Annotated in this window: 15 protein-coding genes; all 15 read right to left on the bottom strand. The window is 72.5% G+C overall.

The features are described 5' to 3' along the window. Positions 1–68: 68 nt before the first annotated feature. The 15 genes from ACN269_RS31540 to pyrR all read right to left on the bottom strand — a co-directional run bounded on the left by ACN269_RS31540 (position 69) and on the right by pyrR (position 17,830). Positions 69–1,052: an AAA family ATPase gene (locus tag ACN269_RS31540; protein WP_421475978.1), complete on the bottom strand. Its 984-nt coding sequence runs from the start codon at positions 1,050–1,052 to the stop codon at positions 69–71. A 148-nt stretch (positions 1,053–1,200) separates the two neighbouring features. Next, a complete protein-coding gene (locus ACN269_RS31535) occupies positions 1,201–3,114 on the bottom strand; it encodes a primosomal protein N' (RefSeq protein ID WP_421475976.1) in 1,914 nt (637 codons plus the stop codon). Between the two features lie 59 nt (positions 3,115–3,173). Then, positions 3,174–4,367 carry a methionine adenosyltransferase gene (gene metK / locus ACN269_RS31530; protein ID WP_355624166.1) on the bottom strand — a complete coding sequence of 398 codons (1,194 nt, stop codon included), beginning with the start codon at positions 4,365–4,367 and terminating at the stop codon, positions 3,174–3,176. Positions 4,368–4,454: 87 nt separating this feature from the next. Then, positions 4,455–5,663 (bottom strand): bifunctional phosphopantothenoylcysteine decarboxylase/phosphopantothenate--cysteine ligase CoaBC, encoded by a 1,209-nt coding sequence (gene coaBC / locus ACN269_RS31525; RefSeq protein ID WP_421475975.1) that lies wholly within the window; start codon positions 5,661–5,663, stop codon positions 4,455–4,457. A 14-nt stretch (positions 5,664–5,677) separates the two neighbouring features. Next, a complete protein-coding gene (rpoZ, locus tag ACN269_RS31520) occupies positions 5,678–5,941 on the bottom strand; it encodes a DNA-directed RNA polymerase subunit omega (RefSeq protein ID WP_074318577.1) in 264 nt (87 codons plus the stop codon). 64 nt (positions 5,942–6,005) lie between these two features. After that, positions 6,006–6,539, bottom strand: coding sequence for a guanylate kinase (locus ACN269_RS31515; protein ID WP_421475972.1), 534 nt, complete (start codon positions 6,537–6,539; stop codon positions 6,006–6,008). A 25-nt stretch (positions 6,540–6,564) separates the two neighbouring features. Then, complete coding sequence (gene mihF / locus ACN269_RS31510) at positions 6,565–6,882, bottom strand: integration host factor, actinobacterial type (RefSeq protein ID WP_007458370.1); 318 nt, start codon at positions 6,880–6,882, stop codon at positions 6,565–6,567. A gap of 178 nt (positions 6,883–7,060) precedes the next feature. Continuing rightward, complete coding sequence (gene pyrF / locus ACN269_RS31505; RefSeq protein ID WP_421475971.1) at positions 7,061–7,897, bottom strand: orotidine-5'-phosphate decarboxylase; 837 nt, start codon at positions 7,895–7,897, stop codon at positions 7,061–7,063. Positions 7,898–7,962: 65 nt separating this feature from the next. After that, on the bottom strand, positions 7,963–9,237 hold the full coding sequence (locus ACN269_RS31500) for an adenosylmethionine--8-amino-7-oxononanoate transaminase (protein WP_421475969.1): 1,275 nt from the start codon (positions 9,235–9,237) through the stop codon (positions 7,963–7,965). A 292-nt stretch (positions 9,238–9,529) separates the two neighbouring features. Further along, entirely contained in the window at positions 9,530–10,576 is a 1,047-nt protein-coding gene (locus tag ACN269_RS31495) for a quinone-dependent dihydroorotate dehydrogenase (RefSeq protein ID WP_421475967.1), read from the bottom strand. After that, positions 10,573–13,920 carry a carbamoyl-phosphate synthase large subunit gene (gene carB / locus ACN269_RS31490; RefSeq protein ID WP_421475966.1) on the bottom strand — a complete coding sequence of 1,116 codons (3,348 nt, stop codon included), beginning with the start codon at positions 13,918–13,920 and terminating at the stop codon, positions 10,573–10,575. The genes ACN269_RS31495 and carB overlap by 4 nt, the downstream gene beginning before the upstream one ends. Beyond that, positions 13,913–15,052: a glutamine-hydrolyzing carbamoyl-phosphate synthase small subunit gene (gene carA, locus ACN269_RS31485; RefSeq protein WP_421475964.1), complete on the bottom strand. Its 1,140-nt coding sequence runs from the start codon at positions 15,050–15,052 to the stop codon at positions 13,913–13,915. The genes carB and carA overlap by 8 nt, the downstream gene beginning before the upstream one ends. Beyond that, complete coding sequence (locus ACN269_RS31480) at positions 15,049–16,326, bottom strand: dihydroorotase (protein WP_421475962.1); 1,278 nt, start codon at positions 16,324–16,326, stop codon at positions 15,049–15,051. Before ACN269_RS31480 ends, carA begins: the two co-directional genes overlap by 4 nt. Further along, the gene (locus ACN269_RS31475) at positions 16,323–17,249 is read right to left on the bottom strand and encodes an aspartate carbamoyltransferase catalytic subunit (RefSeq protein WP_421475960.1); all 927 of its coding nucleotides are present in this window, start codon (positions 17,247–17,249) and stop codon (positions 16,323–16,325) included. The genes ACN269_RS31480 and ACN269_RS31475 overlap by 4 nt, the downstream gene beginning before the upstream one ends. After that, positions 17,246–17,830, bottom strand: coding sequence for a bifunctional pyr operon transcriptional regulator/uracil phosphoribosyltransferase PyrR (pyrR, locus tag ACN269_RS31470; RefSeq protein ID WP_421475958.1), 585 nt, complete (start codon positions 17,828–17,830; stop codon positions 17,246–17,248). The genes ACN269_RS31475 and pyrR overlap by 4 nt, the downstream gene beginning before the upstream one ends. Between the last annotated feature and the right edge of the window lie 87 nt (positions 17,831–17,917).

The following is a 17,917-nucleotide window of genomic DNA, read 5'->3' as shown; positions in this document are numbered from 1 at the left end:
CGTCCGATCCGACAGTCGGGCCGGTGCGCATCCCGCGCGCCGGCCCGGCGTCGCGCTGGGCGCCGCCCCTAAGCGCCGACGCCCGTGTCCGCGGCGAGCACGGCGTCGCCGCCGAGCAGCGACGGCTCCGGCAACGGCAGGTGGATCTTGTGGGCCGCCTCCCAGTCGTAGACCAGGCCGGGTCGCACCTGTGCGGCGAAGTAGTCCACCGCGCTCATCCCGCCCACCACCGGCTCGTCGACCTCGGCGACCAACTGGGCCGGGACCAGGGTGAAGCCGTTCTGCAGGGCGGCGCTGAGCCGACGGTGCCCGTCGACGACGAAGAAGTACTCCCCGGTGAAGCCGATCTTCAGCGGCTCCAACGACTCGTCACCGGCCTCGGCCACGTCGCCGACGAACTCGCTGTCCCAGAGGCCGCGCAGGGTGGCGATGTCCTCGGTCGGGTAGATGCGCGACGGGTCCAGCAGCAGCAGCGGCGGGCCGTCGCGCAGCACGTCGGCGCCGAGTGTGCCCTCGTACGCGGCGATGATGTGCTCGACCACCTCGGCGGCCGAGGCCCGCGTGGTGTCGCAGATCAGGTCGTAGTTGCGCAACCGCGCCTTGTCCACCCCGTAGCGGACGATGAACCGGCTGCGCTCGCTGGCGCTGCGCTCGCGGAGCTTGGCCTTGGCCTCCTCGTGCGAGGTGTAGCTCTCCGCCGGGCCGGAGGGACGGGCCAGCACCCGGCGGGCCGCCTCACCCGGCTCGGTGATCATGTGCACCTTGAGCGCGTCGGTGAAGAAGTGCCAGGCCAGCCGCGAATCCATGATCAGGTGCTCGCCGGAGGCGGCGATGTCGCGCTGGAGCTGGTCGACGTAGCCGTCGACGGCCTGGTCCAGCTCAGCGTGCAGGTTGAGCTGCAGAGCGGTCATCTGCCGCTGCTGCGCCATCTCCCGGTAGAGGTCACCCACGCTGACCCGGCGCATCCCGAGCCGCTTGGCGATCTCCACCGACACGGTGCTCTTACCGCTGCCGAGGTCGCCGTTGAAGACGATAGATTGTCGAACGGTCACGACTGGTCCACCCCTGATAACCGGCTTCCTGACATCATCGGCATCGTCCGAGCATGACGGGCGATGCTACCACCTCGTCACCTGCGCCCCGCCGGACGCGGTGTGCGGGCACCGGTCGCCGCGCCCACCCGCCACCCTCGTGAAACGGTCAGAACAGGCTCAGCGGATCGACCTGGAGACGAACCGGGTCGGCGGCCTTGCGGGCCGCGCGCAGCCCGGCGGCCGAGTGCAGGGCCTCGGCGAGCGCGGCGGCCCGCGCCCGGGGCACCCGCAGGAGCATCCGCTCGCGCCCCTCGTCGGCCGGCACCGGCCCGAGCACCTCGGCGTCGGCGGGGAGGTGGGCCGCGGCGAGCAGGTCGGCCACCGCCTCGGCCCCGCCGGTGACGCTCGCCATCCGGACTGCCGGTGGGAAGCCCAACTCGCGGCGCTCGGCCAACTCCCGGCCGGCGAACCAGGCGGCGTCCCAGCGCAGCAGCGCCTGCACCGGGGCGAGCGCGCCGTCGGCGACGACCACCACGCGGCCGGCCGGCGCCGGGCGGGCCAGGGCCGCCGCGGCCAGCCAGCGGCGCAGCGCCTCCTCGCCGGCACGCAGGTCGGCCCGGGTCAGCAGGGCCCACGAGTCGAGCAGCAGCACCGCGCCGTAGCCGCCCGCCGCGACCGGTTCGGCGCCGGGCGTGGCGACGACCAGGGCGGCCGTGCCGGGCACGTCGGTCAGCACCTCCTCGCGTCCCGAGGTCCGCACCGGCACGTCGGGAAACGCCCGGCCCAGCTCCTCGGCGGTACGCCGGGCGCCGGTGACCGCCGCGCGCAGCCGCCGCCCGCCGCACTGGGGACAGGCGTACGCGGCGGCGACCCGGGCACACCACCGGCAGGCGGGGGTGCCACCGGCCGACGGCAGGGCGAGCGGGCCGGCGCAGTGCGCGCAGCGGGCCGGGGTGCGGCAGTCGGCGCAGGAGACCGACGGCAGGTAGCCGCGCCGGGGCACCTGTACGAGCACCGGCAGGCCCGCCCGGAGCGCGTCGCGGGCGGCCGTCCAGGCCAGGCTGGGCAGCCGGGCGGTGGCCGCACCGGGGTCACGGGCGAGCTGCGGGTCGTCGCCGGTCGGCGCGATGGCCGGTATCCGCGCCCGCACCGTCGCCCGGTCGGCGACCACCTCGCGGGCCCAGCCGGTCTCCAGCAGCAACTGCGCCTCGGCCGTCCGCGCGTACCCACCGACCAGCGCCGCGGCGTCACCGAGCCGCGCCCGGGTGAGCAACACGTCCCGGGCGTGCGGATAGGGCGCGCGGGGTTCGGAGTGCAGGTCGTCCCCGTCGTCCCAGACGGCGACGAGGCCGAGCCGGCGTACCGGGGCGAACATCGCCGCCCGGGTGCCGATGACCACCGGCACCTGCCCTCGCCGGGCGGCGAGGAATGCCCGGTAGCGCCGCGCCGGCCCGAGGGCGGCGGAGAGAGCGACGTGCCGCCCCGGGCCCAGCACCGCGGTCAGCGCGGCGTCGAGACGGTCGAGATCGCGTGCGTCCGGCACGACGACCACCGCGCCGCGCCCACCGGCGACGGTGGCGGCCACGGCGTCGGCGTAGCGGGCGGCCCAGTCCTCGCCGGGCAGCGCCGACCAGACCGCGCGGGCGGGCCGGCCGTCGGTGAGCGCCCGCAACAGCGCCGGGCCGGCCGGGTAGTCCCGCCACCCCCTCGGGTCGACCGGCTGCCCCGGCGCGGCCTCCGAGGTGGACTCCTCGTCGTGGGGCTCCTTCTCGACGCGGGCGTGTCGGGGTGGCACGGCGAGCCGGAGGACGTCGGCGAGGTTGCCCGCGTACCGGTCGGCGACCGCGCGGGCCAGGCGGGCGACCTCGGGGGTCAGCACCGGCTCCGGCGAGACGACCTTCTCCAGGTAGGCGAGCCGACCGGTGTGCCCGGAGTCGTCCGCCCGGGACAGCAGCCAACCGTCGACCAGCTGGCCCGCGAAACGCACCTTGATTCGGGTGCCGGGCACCGCGACGTCGTCCAGCTCGGCCGGCACGAGGTAGTCGAACGGGCGATCCAGGTGCGCCAGCGGCACGTCCACGCAGACGCGCGCGACCGGCGACCCGTCAGCGGGTCGCCGGTCGCTACGCCTGGTGGCGGTCAGGCTCCCGCGGCCGACTTGAGGTCGGCGGCCCGGTCGGTGCTCTCCCAGGTCAGGTCCGGCAGCTCCCGGCCGAAGTGGCCGTACGCGGCGGTCTGCTGGTAGATCGGGCGGAGCAGGTTGAGGTCCCGGATGATCGCGGCCGGGCGCAGGTCGAACACCTCGGAGACGGCGCTCTCGATCGAGGCGACCGGCACGGTCTCGGTGCCGAACGTCTCGATGAAGAGGCTCACCGGGTGCGCCTTGCCGATGGCGTAGGCGACCTGCGCCTCGCACCGCTCGGCGAGGCCGGCGGCGACCACGTTCTTGGCCACCCAGCGCATCGCGTACGCGGCCGACCGGTCCACCTTGGACGGATCCTTGCCGGAGAACGCGCCACCACCGTGCCGGGCGTACCCGCCGTAGGTGTCGACGATGATCTTGCGACCGGTCAGTCCGGCGTCACCCATCGGGCCACCGATCTCGAACCGGCCGGTCGGGTTGACCAGCAGCCGGTAACCGTCGGTGTCCAGGCCGAGGCTCTCCAGCTCGGGCGCGATGACGGAGTCCCGCACGTCGGGGGTGAGCAGCGACTCCAGCGAGATGTCCGCGGCGTGCTGGCTGGACACCACGACGGTGTTCAGCCGGACCGGGCGCAGCCCCTCGTACTCGATGGTGACCTGGGTCTTGCCGTCCGGCCGCAGGTACGGGATCGTGCCGTCCTTGCGGACCGCGGCGAGCCGACGCGCCAGCCGGTGGGCCAAGGCGATCGGCAGCGGCATCAGCTCCGGCGTCTCCGAGCAGGCGAAGCCGAACATCATGCCCTGGTCGCCGGCGCCCTGGGCGTCCAGCGCGCTCTCCGACGCCCCGGTCCGCAGCTCGAAGGCGTTGTCGACGCCCTGCGCGATGTCCTCGGACTGCGCGCCGATCGAGACGCTGACCCCGCAGGAGGCGCCGTCGAAACCCTTCTTCGACGAGTCGTAGCCGATGTCGAGGATGGTCCGACGGACGATGGTCGGGATGTCGGCGTACGCCTTGGTGGTGACCTCGCCGGCGATGTGCACCTGGCCGGTGGTGATCATGGTCTCGACCGCGACCCGGCTGTGCGGGTCCTCGGCGAGCAGCGCGTCGAGGATGCCGTCGCTGATCTGGTCGGCGATCTTGTCCGGGTGGCCTTCCGTGACCGATTCGGACGTGAAGAGGCGGCGTGTCACGGCACTCCTAAGCGTGTGATGTCGTTCCGCGGCAGTCTAGTCACCGCTGCGGCCGGTGTCGGGATCGGTCGCGCTCTGTTCCACCCGTCAGGAGCGGCTGGCCAGCCGCGCCACGACGAGGTCCCACACGGTGTCGGCCACCGCCTCCTTGGCCTGCTCCGGCAGACGGCTCACCGAGCCGTCCGCGCCGATGACCGTCACCGTGTTGGTGTCGGCGCCGAAGACCCGGTCCGCACCGACCTCGTTGATCACGATGAGGTCGGCCCGCTTGCGGGCCAGCTTCGCCCGGCCGTTGGCCTCCGCGTCGCCGGTCTCGGCGGCGAACACCACCAGCACCTGCTCCGGTCGCTTGAGCTGGCCGAGCTCCGCCGCGATGTCCGAGTTCGTGACGAGCTCGATGGTGGGAGCGACACCGTCGTCCGACTTCTTGATTTTGCCAGGCGCGTACGTCGCCGGTCGGAAATCGGCCGGAGCCGCCGCCATCACGACCGCGTCGGCCTCGGCGGCGGCCTTCAGGGTCGCCTCGCGCAGCTCGGCGGTCGTGCCCACCCGGACCAGGTCGACCCCGGCGGGGTCGGCGAGCGAGACGTTGGCCGCGATCAGCGTGACCCGGGCGCCCCGGGCGACCGCCGAACGCGCGAAGGCGTAGCCCTGTTTGCCCGAGGAGCGGTTGCCGAGGAAGCGGACGGGGTCCAGCGGCTCGCGGGTGCCCCCGGCGGTGACCACCAACCGGCGACCGGTCAGGTCCGCCGGGGCGGCGGCGCCCCGGGCGAGGACCTGGCGGGCGACGGCGAAGATCTCCGCCGGGTCGGGCAGTCGACCCTTGCCGGTGTCGGCTCCGGTGAGCCGCCCGACGGCCGGCTCGATGACCCGGACGCCCCGGGAACGCAGCGTGGCGACGTTGGCGACGGTGGCCGGGTGTTCCCACATCTCGGTGTGCATGGCCGGGGCCAGCACCACCGGGCAACGGGCGGTCAGCAACGTGTTGGTCAGCAGGTCGTCGGCGAGCCCGTGGGCGGCCTTGGCGAGCAGGTCGGTCGTGGTCGGCGCGACCACCACCAGGTCGGCCTGCTTGCCGAGGCGGACGTGCGGCACCTCGTGCACGTCGGACCAGACGTCGTCGGCGACCGGCTGGCCGGAGAGCGCCGCCCAGGTCGGCGCACCGACGAATCTCAGCGCCGACGCGGTCGGCACGACACGGACCCGGTGGCCCGACTCGGTGAAGAGTCGCAGCAGCTCACATGCCTTGTAGGCAGCGATTCCGCCGCCGACCCCGAGGACGATCGAGGCGGACATCGACGGGGACGGACCTACGGCTGGTCGGTCGGCTCGGCGGTGAGCAGGCCGCCGTTGATCTCGCGCATGGCGATGGAGAGCGGCTTCTCCTGGGGGGTGGTCTCGACGAGCGGGCCGACGTACTCCAGGAGGCCCTCACCGAGCTGGCTGTAGTAGGCGTTGACCTGGCGCGCACGCTTGGCGGCGAAGATGACCAACGCGTACTTCGACGTCGTCTTCTCGAGGAGCTCGTCGATCGGCGGGTTGGTGATGCCTTCGGGGTTGGCGATGGATCCCACGAATTAACCTCTGCGTCTTTCGAACCGCGCGGACGCGGTGCTGAGTCCCGACGGCGGCCGGCCGTCAGCCGCGCAGGCGCGACCAGGCCGGATCCGGATAAGTTGAACCGAGTAAGCCTACCAGTTCGTCCGCCACCCGATCGGTGAGGTCGTGCGTGAGGGTGTCCGCGAAGGCGGCCGCGACGGCGGCGTCGGGCCAGCGTCCGGGCGGGATCAGCAGCACCAGACGCGCGTCGGGCAGTCGTTTCCCCACCAGCCGGGCCCCGGTCACGTCGAGCGGAAGCAGGACCTGCTGCCCGGCGTCGAGCCGGGCGCGCAGCGGCGGGTGCAGGGTCCCCCGGCGGTACGCGCCGATCCGGGACCACTCCAGCAGCTCGCCGGCGGCGACCCGGCGCTCGAACTCGGCCGGGGCCATAAAGAGCCGCTGCTCGCCGTCCACCTCCGGGTCCCGGCGCGGCCTGGTCGTTGCCGGCACCGGGATCCACACGGACGGGAAACGCGCCCGGACCAGCTCGACGACACTCTCCCTGCCGGAACCCGAAGGTCCAGCCAGGACAGTGAGCCGAGCCGCCGGGCGCGCCTCGTCATCCGTGCTCACTGCTTGTTTCTACACGCTGCCAGGTTCAGTTGGCGGCGAACTCTCCAAGCAGTGCCTTGCGCTGCTGCTCGCCGAGGCCGCGCAGACGACGGCTGTCGGCGATCTTGAGCTTCTCCATGATCTGGGTAGCCCGGATCTTGCCAATGCCCGGCATCGCCTGCAGGACGGCCGAAACCTTGAGCTTGCCCACGACGTCGTCGCTCTCGGCGCGCTCGAGGACGGCGCCAAGGGTGGTCTTGCCCTGCTTGAGCTGCTCCTTCAGCTCGGCACGGGCCTTGCGGATCTCCGCGGCCTTCTCGAGCGCGGCAGCGCGCTGTTCGGGGGTCAGTGACGGGAGCGGCACCAGTTCTCCTCAGGTCCCTATCGCGGCGGGCGGGGCGCACCGCCGCATCTGTGAAACGTGGTGTCGCTGTGAACCAAGGGGTCCATGGTTCCCAGCGCGGGGAAAACTAGCGGTCAACGGAGCTTTCGGCAACGTGGGCGCGCGATGATCACCGCAAAGTGACCGAGCCGTCAGTCAGTCACCGGGCAGCCAGAACGGCCCGACACTCACCCAGCACCCGCTCCGCGGCGGCCCGCAGGGCGTCGACGTGCGGTCCCGCCGACAGGACCTCGCGGGAGTACGACGGCAGCACCGCGGCGAGGCTGGAGCCGAAGACGGTACGCAGATCGGCGGCGCCCGCACCCTGCGCGCCGAGCCCCGGAGCGAGCAGCGGACCCCCCACGGTGGAGAGGTCATGACCGGTGTCACCGATGGTCGCCCCGACCACCAGACCGAAGCTGCCGAGGGGGTTCGCACCGCTGTTGAGCTGGGAAATCTCGTCGATCACGGTCTGCGCGACGGTGCGTCCGTCGGACGTACGGGCCCGCTGCACGGCCGCGCCCTCGGGGTTGGAGGTGAGCGCCAGCACGAAGACACCACCGCCGTGTTCGGCGGCCAACTCGAACATCGGCGCCAACGAACCTACTCCCAGGTAGGGACTGGCCGTGACCGCGTCGACATACAGGGGGCTGGATGGATCCAGGTACGCGGAGGCGTACGCGCTGACCGTTGAGCCGATGTCGCCCCGCTTGACGTCGAGCAGAACGAGCGATCCGGCTTCTCGTAACTGTCGGATAGTTGACTCAAGAATCGCCACACCGCGGGATCCGAATCGCTCGAAAAAGGCCGACTGAGGCTTGACAACCGCAACCCGGTCACCGAGCGCATCCACCACGGTTCGGGTGAACCGGTCCAGACCGTCGACGTCGTCGGCGAGGCCCCACCGGGCCAGCAGGCCGGGATGCGGGTCGATGCCCACACAGAGCGGTCCGCGCTCGGTCACGGCCCGGTGCAGCCGGGTACCGAAGCTCTCCATCGGCGTACTTCCCCTCTTGTCGTCCGGGCGGCGGACCGCCTCCCGGGATGCTTGTCGGTTCCCGCTCAGCCGGCCGCCACGGCCGCCGCCACCCCGGCCGCGATCCGGGCCAGGTCGGCGTCGTCGGTGACGTACGGCGGCATCGTGTAGATCAGGTCGCGGAAGGGCCGCAGCCAGACGCCTTGGTCGGCGGCGGCCGTGGTGGCCGCGCCCAGGTCGACGTCGTGGTCGAGCTGGACCACACCGATCGCCCCGAGCACCCGCACGTCGGCCACGCCCGGCGCGGCGCGCAGCGGCTCCAGGCCGGCGCGCAGGCCCGCGGCGATCCGGGACACCTGTGCCGCCCAGTCGCCCTCCTGTAGCAGGCCGATGGAGGCGTTGGCGACCGCGCAGGCCAGCGGGTTGCCCATGAACGTCGGACCGTGCGCCAGGACGCCGTCAGCGGAGATCCCACGGGCGATCTCCGGAGTGCACAGCGCCGCGGCCAGGGTCAGGTAGCCGCCCGTCAGTGCCTTGCCCACGCACATCACGTCCGGGGACACCCCGGCGTGCTCGGCGGCGAACATCGTGCCGGTACGGCCGAACCCCGTGGCGATCTCGTCAAAGACCAGCAGCACCCCGTGCGCGCGGGTCACCTCACGCAGCACCCGCAGGTAGCCGGGGTGGTGGAAACGCATCCCGCCCGCGCCCTGCACCACCGGTTCCACGATGACCGCGGCCAGTTCGTGGGCGTGCCGCTCGACGGCGTCCACCAACGCCGCCACGTACGCCTCGTCCGGCGGATCGGTGAACCCGCCCGGCGGCACCGGCGCGAAGACCTGCCGGGGCAGCACGTCACCCCAGAGGTGGTGCATCCCGCCCTCGGGGTCGCAGACGCTCATCGGATGGAACGTGTCGCCGTGGTACCCGCCCCGCCAGGTGGCCAGCCGCCGCCGTTCCGGCCGTCCGACGGCCCGCTGGTACTGCAGGCACATCTTCACGGCCACCTCGACGCTGACCGACCCGGAGTCGGCCAGGAACACGTGCTCCAACCCGTCCGGGGCCAGCTCGACGAGCGTCCGCGCGAGCCGTACGGCGGGCTCGTGGGTGAGTCCGCCGAACATCACGTGGCTCATCCGCCCGAGCTGGTCGGTGACGGCCGCGTCCAGCACCGGGTGCCGGTAGCCGTGGACCGCCGCCCACCAGGACGACATCCCGTCCACCAGCTCCCGGCCGTCGGCCAACCTCAGCCGTACCCCCTCGGCGCTGCGGACCACGAACGGCGCGTTGGTCGGCGGCAGCGTGGCGTACGGATGCCAGACGTGCGCCCGGTCGACGGCCAGGATCTCCTCGGGTGTCACGCGTACTCCTTCCAAGCGCCAGCGGCCCGGGCGCCAGCGGCCCGGGCGGCGGTCGTCAGGCCGCCGGTCGGGCCGTTCCTTCTCATCCTTTGCTCTGCTTCAACGGAGGCAACGTTCGGTGTCCGGATATCGGACGCCGGCCGTTGCGCGGGTTGAAGCAGAGCAAAGGAGCCGATGGCTGCCGGCAGCGCAGCACCTCGCCGATGAACGGCCGGGCGCTGCAGGGGCGAATTCCTGGCGTAGAGCCGGCGCGGCGCGGCGCGTGGCAGGGCCAGCAGCGGACCCGGGCCGGTCACCGCCCGGCGACCGGGTCCGGCGCCGCCGCTGTGGTCGCCGCGCGGGCCGCGGCGCGGACCAGGGCCGGGCCCCGGTAGATGAAGCCCGTGTAGAGCTGCACCAGGGCGGCGCCGGCGTCGAACATCCGGGTGGCGTCGTCCGCATCGAGCACCCCACCGACGCCGATGATCGGCAGTCGGCCGCCGGTCTCGCGGTGCACGAAGGCCACCACGTCCCGGGCCCGGCCGGTCAGCGGCCGGCCGGACAGACCACCGGCCTCGGCGCCGCGCGCGGTGTCCACCGCGGCCAGCCCGTCGCGGGACAGGGTGGTGTTGGTGGCGATCACCCCGGCGGCTCCCCGGGCCAGGCAGACCTCCAGCAGCTCGGCGATGGCCGCCTCGGTCAGGTCGGGTGCGATCTTGACCAGCACCGGCTTCTCCCCCACCAGCGCGCCGAGCAGCGCGTCGAGGTGGGCACGGTCCTGCAACGACCGCAGGCCCGGGGTGTTCGGCGAGGACACGTTGACCGCGAAGTAGTCGCCGTGCCCCCGCAGCGCCCGGTACGAGGTGAGGTAGTCCTCGACCGCCTCGTCGAGCGGGGTCACCTTGGACTTGCCCAGCGAGATGCCCAACGGCACCCCGATCGGGCGCGGTAGCGCCGCCAGCCGGGCGGCCAGCGCGGCGGCCCCGGCGTTGTTGAAGCCCATCCGGTTGACGATGGCCTCGCTGGCCGGCAGCCGGAACAGCCGGGGCCGGGGATTGCCCGGCTGGGCGTGCGCGGTGACCGTGCCGACCTCCACGAAGCCGAAGCCGAGCGAGGGCCACGCCGGCAGCGCCGCGCCGTCCTTGTCCATGCCCGCGGCCAGCCCGACCGGGTTGGGGAACCGCACGCCGAAGACCGTGCGCGGCGCCTCGACCGCGTACCGGGCCCGCAGCGCGGCCAGGGCGGCGGGACGCCGCGACAGCGCGGCCAACCGCCGCAGCGTCCACTCGTGCGCCGTCTCGGCGTCCCCGCCGCCGAGCCGGAACAACCCTGGCCGGACGACCCGCTCGAACACCGTCACTGCGCCGCCCGCAGGGTGGCGTGCAGATCCTGGAGCGGGCGCACCCGCATGTCACCCCGGATCCGGGCCTCGATCCCCATCACGGCCGCGGCGGCGCCGGGAACCGTGGTGATACAGGGGATGTCGGCGGTGACGGCCGCGCTGCGGATCTCGTAGCCGTCCGAGCGGGCGCTCGCGCCCGAGCCCTGCGGCGTGTTGATCACCAGTGCGACGTCGCCACGGAGGATCAGCGACACCGCGTCGTCGCCCTCGCCGGCCTGGTAGTGCTTGCGGATCTGCTCGCAGGCGATGCCGTGCCGGCGCAGCACCTCGGCGGTACCGGCGGTCGCCACGATCTCGAAGCCCAGGTCGGCCAGCCGCTTGATCGGGAAGATCATGCCGCGCTTGTCCCGGTTGGCCACCGACACGAAGATCTTCCCGGCGGTCGGCAACGAGCCGTACGCGGCCGACTGGCTCTTGGCGAAGGCGTGCCCGAAGTTGGTGTCGATGCCCATCACCTCACCCGTCGACTTCATCTCCGGGCCGAGCAGCGAGTCGATCCCCTTGCCCGCACGGGTCCGGAAGCGCTTGAACGGCAGCACCGCCTCCTTGACCGCGATCGGCGCGTCGGCGGGCATCGTCCCGCCGTCCCCGGTCGCCGGGAGCAGACCCTCGGCACGCAGCTCGGCGATGGTCGCGCCCAGCGCGATCCGGGCCGCCGCCTTGGCCAGCGGCACCGCCGTCGCCTTCGAGACGAACGGAACCGTCCGCGACGCGCGCGGGTTCGCCTCCAGCACGTAGAGCACGTCGTCCTTGAGGGCGTACTGCACGTTGAGCAGACCGCGGACGCCGACACCCCGGGCGATGGCCTCGGTGTACCGGCGGACCTCGGCCAGGTGCGAGCCGGCGAGGGTGATCGGCGGCAGCGCGCAGGACGAGTCTCCGGAGTGGATACCGGCCTCTTCGATGTGCTCCATCACGCCACCGATGTAGACCTCGCCGTCGGCGTCGCACAGGGCGTCCACGTCGATCTCGATGGCGTCGTCCAGGAACCGGTCCACGAGCACCGGGTGGTCGCCGGAGATGTCGGTGGCCCGGCCGATGTAGTCGCGCAGCGTCGGGTCGTCGTACACGATCTCCATGCCGCGCCCACCGAGCACGTAGGACGGACGGACCAGCACCGGGTAGCCGATCTCGTCGGCGATCGTCTTGGCCTCGTCGAACGAGGTGGCCATGCCGTGTGCCGGCGCGCGCAGCCCGGCGCGGGCCAGGACGGCGCCGAACGCGCCCCGCTCCTCGGCCAGGTGAATCGACTCCGGCGAGGTGCCGACCACCGGCACGCCCGCGTCCTTGAGCCGCTGCGCCAACCCCAGCGGGGTCTGCCCGCCGAGCTGCACGACCACACCGACCACGCCCGGGCCTCCGGCCGCCCGGCCGGAGGAGTCCTCCGCGTGCCAGGCCTCCAGGACGTCCTCGAAGGTCAGCGGCTCGAAGTAGAGCCGGTCGGCGGTGTCGTAGTCGGTCGACACCGTCTCGGGGTTGCAGTTGACCATCACGGTCTCGTAGCCGGCCGCCCGCAGCGCCTGCACGGCGTGCACGCACGAGTAGTCGAACTCGATGCCCTGACCGATCCGGTTCGGGCCGGAGCCCAGGATGAGCACCTTCGGCCGGTCCGACGGCACGACCTCGGTCTCCGAGTCGTACGACGAGTAGTGGTAGGGCGTGCTGGCCTCGAACTCGGCCGCGCAGGTGTCGACGGTCTTGTAGACCGGGCGGACGTCGAGGCGGTGCCGCAGGGCGCGTACGCCGTCCTCGGCCGCCAGCTCCGGGCGCAGCGCGGCGAGCTGCCGGTCGGAGAGGCCGGCCCGCTTGGCGCGACGCAGCAGGTCGGCGTCGAGCACCGGCGCGTCGACGATCTCGGTCCGCAGCTCGATCAGCGCGGCGATCTGGTCCAGGAACCAGGGGTCGATGCCGCCGGACGCCTCGCTCACCTCGCTGATCGACGCGCCGAGACGCAGCGCCCGCTCCACGGTGTAGAGCCGGCCGTCGTGCGGGACGCGCAGCGCGGCCAGGGTGTCCGCGAGAGTGACGCCCGCTGGGTCGGGCTGGGTCCAGAAGCCGACCGCCTTGGTTTCCATCGACCGCATGGCCTTGTTCAGCGCCTCGGTGAAGTTGCGCCCGAGACTCATGGCCTCGCCCACCGACTTCATGGTGGTGGTCAGCTCCGGATCCGCGCCGGGGAACTTCTCGAACGCGAACCGGGGGATCTTCACCACCACGTAGTCCAGGGTCGGCTCGAACGCCGCCGGGGTCTTCAACGTGATGTCGTTGGGGATCTCGTCGAGCGTGTAGCCGATGGCCAGCTTCGCGGCGATCTTCGCGATCGGGAAACCGGTCGCCTTGGAGGCCAGCGCCGAGGAACGCGACACCCGAGGGTTCATCTCGATCACGACGATCCGGCCGTCGACCGGGTTGACCGCGAACTGGATGTTGCAGCCGCCGGTGTCCACCCCGACCTCGCGCAGCACGGCGATGCCCAGGTCACGAAGGTGCTGGTACTCCCGGTCGGTGAGCGTCATGGCCGGTGCCACGGTGACGCTGTCGCCGGTGTGCACGCCCATCGGGTCGATGTTCTCGATGGAGCAGACCACCACCACGTTGTCGTGCCGGTCGCGCATCAGCTCGAGCTCGTACTCCTTCCAGCCGAGCACGCTCTCCTCGATGAGCACCTCGTGCACCGGGCTGGCCGCCAGGCCGTCACCGGCGATGCGGGCCAGGTCCTCCGGGGTGTGCGCCATGCCGGAGCCCAGGCCGCCCATCGTGAACGACGGCCGGATCACCACCGGCAGACCCAGCTCGGCGACGGTCGCCTCGACCTCGTCCATGGAGTGGCACACCCGGGAGCGGGGCACCAGCGTGGCCGGGTCCTCGACGCCGAGGCGTACGCCGGCCTTCGCGACGATCTCCTTGAAGAGCTGGCGGTCCTCGCCCCGGTTGATGGCGTCGATGTTCGCGCCGATCAGCTCGACGCCGTACTTTTCCAGGACGCCGTTGTGGTGCAGGGCGACGGCGGTGTTCAGCGCGGTCTGCCCGCCGAGGGTCGGCAGGATCGCGTCCGGGCGCTCCTTGGCGATTACCAGCTCGACGAACTCCGGGGTGATCGGCTCGACGTAGGTCGCGTCGGCGAACTCGGGGTCGGTCATGATCGTGGCAGGGTTGGAGTTGACCAGGCTGACCCGGATCCCCTCGCTGCGCAGCACCCGGCAGGCCTGGGTGCCGGAGTAGTCGAACTCGCAGGCCTGCCCGATGACGATCGGCCCGGAGCCGATCACCAGGATGTGCTTGAGATCGGTCCGCTTAGGCATTCTTACCGCCTTCGATCAGCTCGGCGAAACGGTCGAAGAGGTAGTCGGCGTCGTGCGGGCCGGCTGCCGCCTCCGGGTGGTACTGGACGGTGAAGGCGGGCACGTCCACGGCCCGCAGCCCTTCGACCACGTTGTCGTTGAGGCAGACGTGCGACACCCGCACGCCACCGAAGTCGGTGTCGATCACCTGGTCCGGGACGACGGCGCCGACGCCCGGCACCTGGACGGCGAAGCCGTGGTTGTGGCTGGTCACCTCGACCTTGCCGGTGGCCCGGTCGAGCACCGGCTGGTTGATCCCCCGGTGCCCGTAGCCCAGCTTGTAGGTGCCGAAGCCGAGCGCCCGACCGAGGATCTGGCTGCCGAAGCAGATGCCGAACAGCGGCACCTGCCGCCGCAGCGCCTCCCGGGCCACCGCCACCGGACCGTCGGCCGTGGCCGGGTCGCCGGGTCCGGGCGACAGGAAGATCGCGTCGGCGCCGGTGGCGAGCAGGTCCTCGATGCTCGACGAGGCCGGCAGCACGTGGGTGGTCACCCCACGCGCGGCCAGCCGGCGCGGCACATTTCGCTTGATGCCCAGGTCGAGCGCGGCCACCGTGAACCGGTGCTCGCCGATCGCGTCGACGACGTACGGCTCGGGGGTAGTCACCTCGGCGGACAGGTCCGCGCCGACCATCTGCGGTGACTGCCGGACCCGGGCCAGCAGGCTCTGCGGGTCCTTCTCGACGCTGGAGATGCCCACCCGCATGGCGCCCCGCTCGCGCAGGTGCCGGGTCAGCGCCCGGGTGTCCACCCCGCTGATGCCCACCACGCCCTCGGTGGCGAGCCGGTCCTCGAGACCGCCGGTGGCCCGCCAGTTCGAGCCGATCCGGGCCGGGTCGCGCACGACGTACCCGGCCACCCAGATCCGGCCGGACTCGTCGTCCTCGCCGTTGACGCCGGTGTTGCCGATGTGCGGGGCGGTCTGCACGACCACCTGGCGGTGGTAGGACGGGTCGGTAAGCGTCTCCTGGTAACCGGTCATCCCGGTGGTGAAGACCGCCTCGCCGAAGGTCTCCCCCACGCTGCCGTACGCCTCACCGGGGAACGTGCGCCCGTCCTCGAGCACGAGGATCGCGGAACGTCTACGCGTCACTTGATTGCCTTTCCGTCCAGGACCGTCGGCTCGCCGCGCAGGAAGGTCGCCACGATGCGACCCGGAAGCGTCATGCGGGCGTACGGGGTGTTGCGACTGCGGCTGGCCAGCTCTGCCGGCTCGATGGTGCGGCGGGCGGCCGGGTCGACCAGGGTCAGGGTGGCCGGGACGCCCGGGGCGGGATCGACACCGTGCCCGGTCAGTCCCGCGATCCGGGCGGGGACGCGGGACATCCGCTCGGCGATCAGGTCCCACTCGGGACCGAGCACGTCGAGCGCGATGGACAGCGCCGTCTCCAGGCCGAGCATGCCCGGCCGGGCGTACGCCCACTCGCACTCCTTGTCCTCCACGGCGTGCGGGGCGTGGTCGGTGGCGATGATGTCGATCACGCCCTCGGCGAGCGCGGCGCGCAGCGCGGCGACGTCGGCGGCGGTCCGCAACGGCGGGTTGACCTTGAAGACCGGGTCGTAGCTCTCCGCACGCTCGTCGGTGAGCAGCAGGTGGTGCGGGGTGACCTCGGCGGTGACGCGTACGCCGCGTGCCTTCGCCTGGCGCAGCACCTCGACGCTGCCGGCGGTGGAGACGTGGCAGACGTGCAGTCGGCTGCCCACGTGCTCGGCGAGCAGCACGTCCCGGGCGATGATCGCCTCCTCGGCGACCGCCGGCCAGCCGATCAGCCCGAGGCGGGTGGAGACCTCACCCTCGTGCATCTGGGCGCCCTCGGTGAGGCGGGGCTCCTCGGCGTGCTGGGCGATGATCCCGTCGAACGCCTTGACGTACTCCAGGGCCCGACGCATCAGCAACGGGTCGGCGACGCAGTGCCCGTCGTCGGAGAAGATCCGTACCCGGGCGGCGGAGTCGGCCATCGCCCCCAGCTCGGCGAGGCGCTCGCCGGCCAACCCGACGGTGACCGCCCCGATCGGCTGCACGTCGACCATCCCGGCCTCCCGGCCGAGTCGCCAGACCTGCTCGACCACACCGGCGGTGTCCGCGACCGGCGACGTGTTGGCCATCGCGCAGACCGCCGTGTAACCGCCCAGCGCCGCCGCCCGGGACCCGGACTCGACGGTCTCGGCGTCCTCCCGGCCGGGCTCGCGCAGGTGGGTGTGCAGGTCGACCAGGCCGGGCAGGGCCACCAGGCCGGTTCCGTCGATGACGGTGGCGTCCGGCGCGGACAGCCCCGGACCGACCTCGGCGACGACGCCGTCGCGGATCAGCAGGTCGGTCGGCGCGGCGCCGACGATGCTCACGCTGGTGATGAGGTACGCGGTCACCGGTTGTTCCCTCCGAGCAGCAGGTACAGGACGGCCATCCGGACGGAGACCCCGTTGGTGACCTGTTCGACGATGGTGGAGCGGGGTGAGTCGGCGACCTCGGGGGTGATCTCCATCCCGCGGTTCATCGGACCGGGGTGCATGACGATCGCGTGCTCGGGCAGGCGACGCATCCGAGGACCGTCCAGCCCGTAGCGGCGGGCGTACTCGCGGGCGGAGGGGAAGTAGGAATCCCGCATCCGCTCCCGCTGCACGCGCAGCATCATCACCGCGTCCACGTTCGGCAGCACCGCGTCGAGGTCGTACGACACGTCGATGCCCGGGGCGAGCGCTCCGGCGATGTCGACGGGGATGAGGGTGGGCGGCCCGACCAGGGTGACCTTCGCGCCGAGGGTGGACAGGAGCAGCACGTTGGAGCGGGCCACCCGGGAGTGCAGCACGTCCCCGACCACCGCGACCGACAGGCCGGCGAGCCGGCCCAGCCGGGCCCGCATCGTGTACGCGTCGAGCAGCGCCTGGGTGGGGTGCTCGTGGGTGCCGTCGCCGGCGTTCACGACCGACCCGTCCACCCAGTTGGCCAGCCGGTGCGGGGCACCGGAGGCGGGGTGCCGTACGACGACCGCGTCCGCGCCCATCGCCTGCAGGGTCAGCGCGGTGTCCTTCAGGCTCTCGCCCTTGGTGACGCTGGACCCCTTGGCGGAAAAGTTGATCACGTCGGCGCTCAGTCGCTTCGCCGCCGCCTCGAACGAGATCCGGGTCCGGGTGGAGTCCTCGTAGAAGAGGTTCACCACCGTGCGGCCGCGCAGCGCGGGCAGCTTCTTGATCTCCCGGCCGGCGACGGTGGCCATCTCGGCGGCGGTGTCCAGGATCTCGGTGGCGGTGGCGGCGTCCAGGTCCGCGCCGGAGAGCAGGTGCTTGATCATGAGTGAGCTCCCCCGTAGAGCTTGACCTCGTCCGTTCCGTCGGTCTCGGCGAGCGTGACCTTGACGCTCTCGGCGAGCGCGGTGGGGATGTTCTTGCCGACGTAGTCGGCGCGGATCGGCAACTCGCGGTGGCCGCGGTCGACCAGCACGGCGAGTTGCACGGACGCCGGGCGGCCGACGTCGTTGAGCGCGTCGAGCGCGGCCCGCACGGTGCGGCCGGAGAAGAGCACGTCGTCGACGAGGATCACCCTCTTGCCGTCGATGCCGCCGCTGGGCACCTGGGTGGGGCCGATCGCGCGGGTGGCGTGCCGGCGCAGGTCGTCGCGGTAGAGCGTGATGTCGAGCACACCGACCGGGACGACCACGTCCTCGAAGGTGCTGATCCGGGCGGCGAGCCGCCGCGCGAGGGGCACACCCCGGGTGGGAATCCCGAGAAGTACGGTGTCGGCCGCGCCCTGGGTCTTCTCCAGGATCTGGTGGGCGATACGGTCGACCACCCGCTGCACGTCGGCGCTGGCGAGGATCACCTTCACCGAGGGTTGTCGCAGTGGTGACGGGCGGGCAGCCGGTGGGGACGCCACGGCGGACCTCCTTCCCCGCCTCACGGGACGGGTCGTTAAAGGATGTCGGGCACCTCCGGCCGGGGAGCGCGAGCCGCCCTGGCCGGG

Source organism: Micromonospora sp. WMMD736 (assembly GCF_049179015.1).
Lineage (GTDB): Bacteria > Actinomycetota > Actinomycetes > Mycobacteriales > Micromonosporaceae > Micromonospora.
Note: the sequence above shows the minus strand (reverse complement) of the source record. Positions and strands in the feature narration are given on the sequence as shown.

Coding starts and splice junctions, on each gene's coding strand:
- coaBC (WP_421475975.1), bottom strand. CDS start 5,663: ATGTCCGCCTCGATCGTCCTCGGGGTCGGCGGCGGAATCGCTGCCTAC.
- pyrF (WP_421475971.1), bottom strand. CDS start 7,897: ATGGAGAGCTTCGGTACCCGGCTGCACCGGGCCGTGACCGAGCGCGGA.
- carB (WP_421475966.1), bottom strand. CDS start 13,920: ATGCCTAAGCGGACCGATCTCAAGCACATCCTGGTGATCGGCTCCGGG.
- ACN269_RS31475 (WP_421475960.1), bottom strand. CDS start 17,249: ATGATCAAGCACCTGCTCTCCGGCGCGGACCTGGACGCCGCCACCGCC.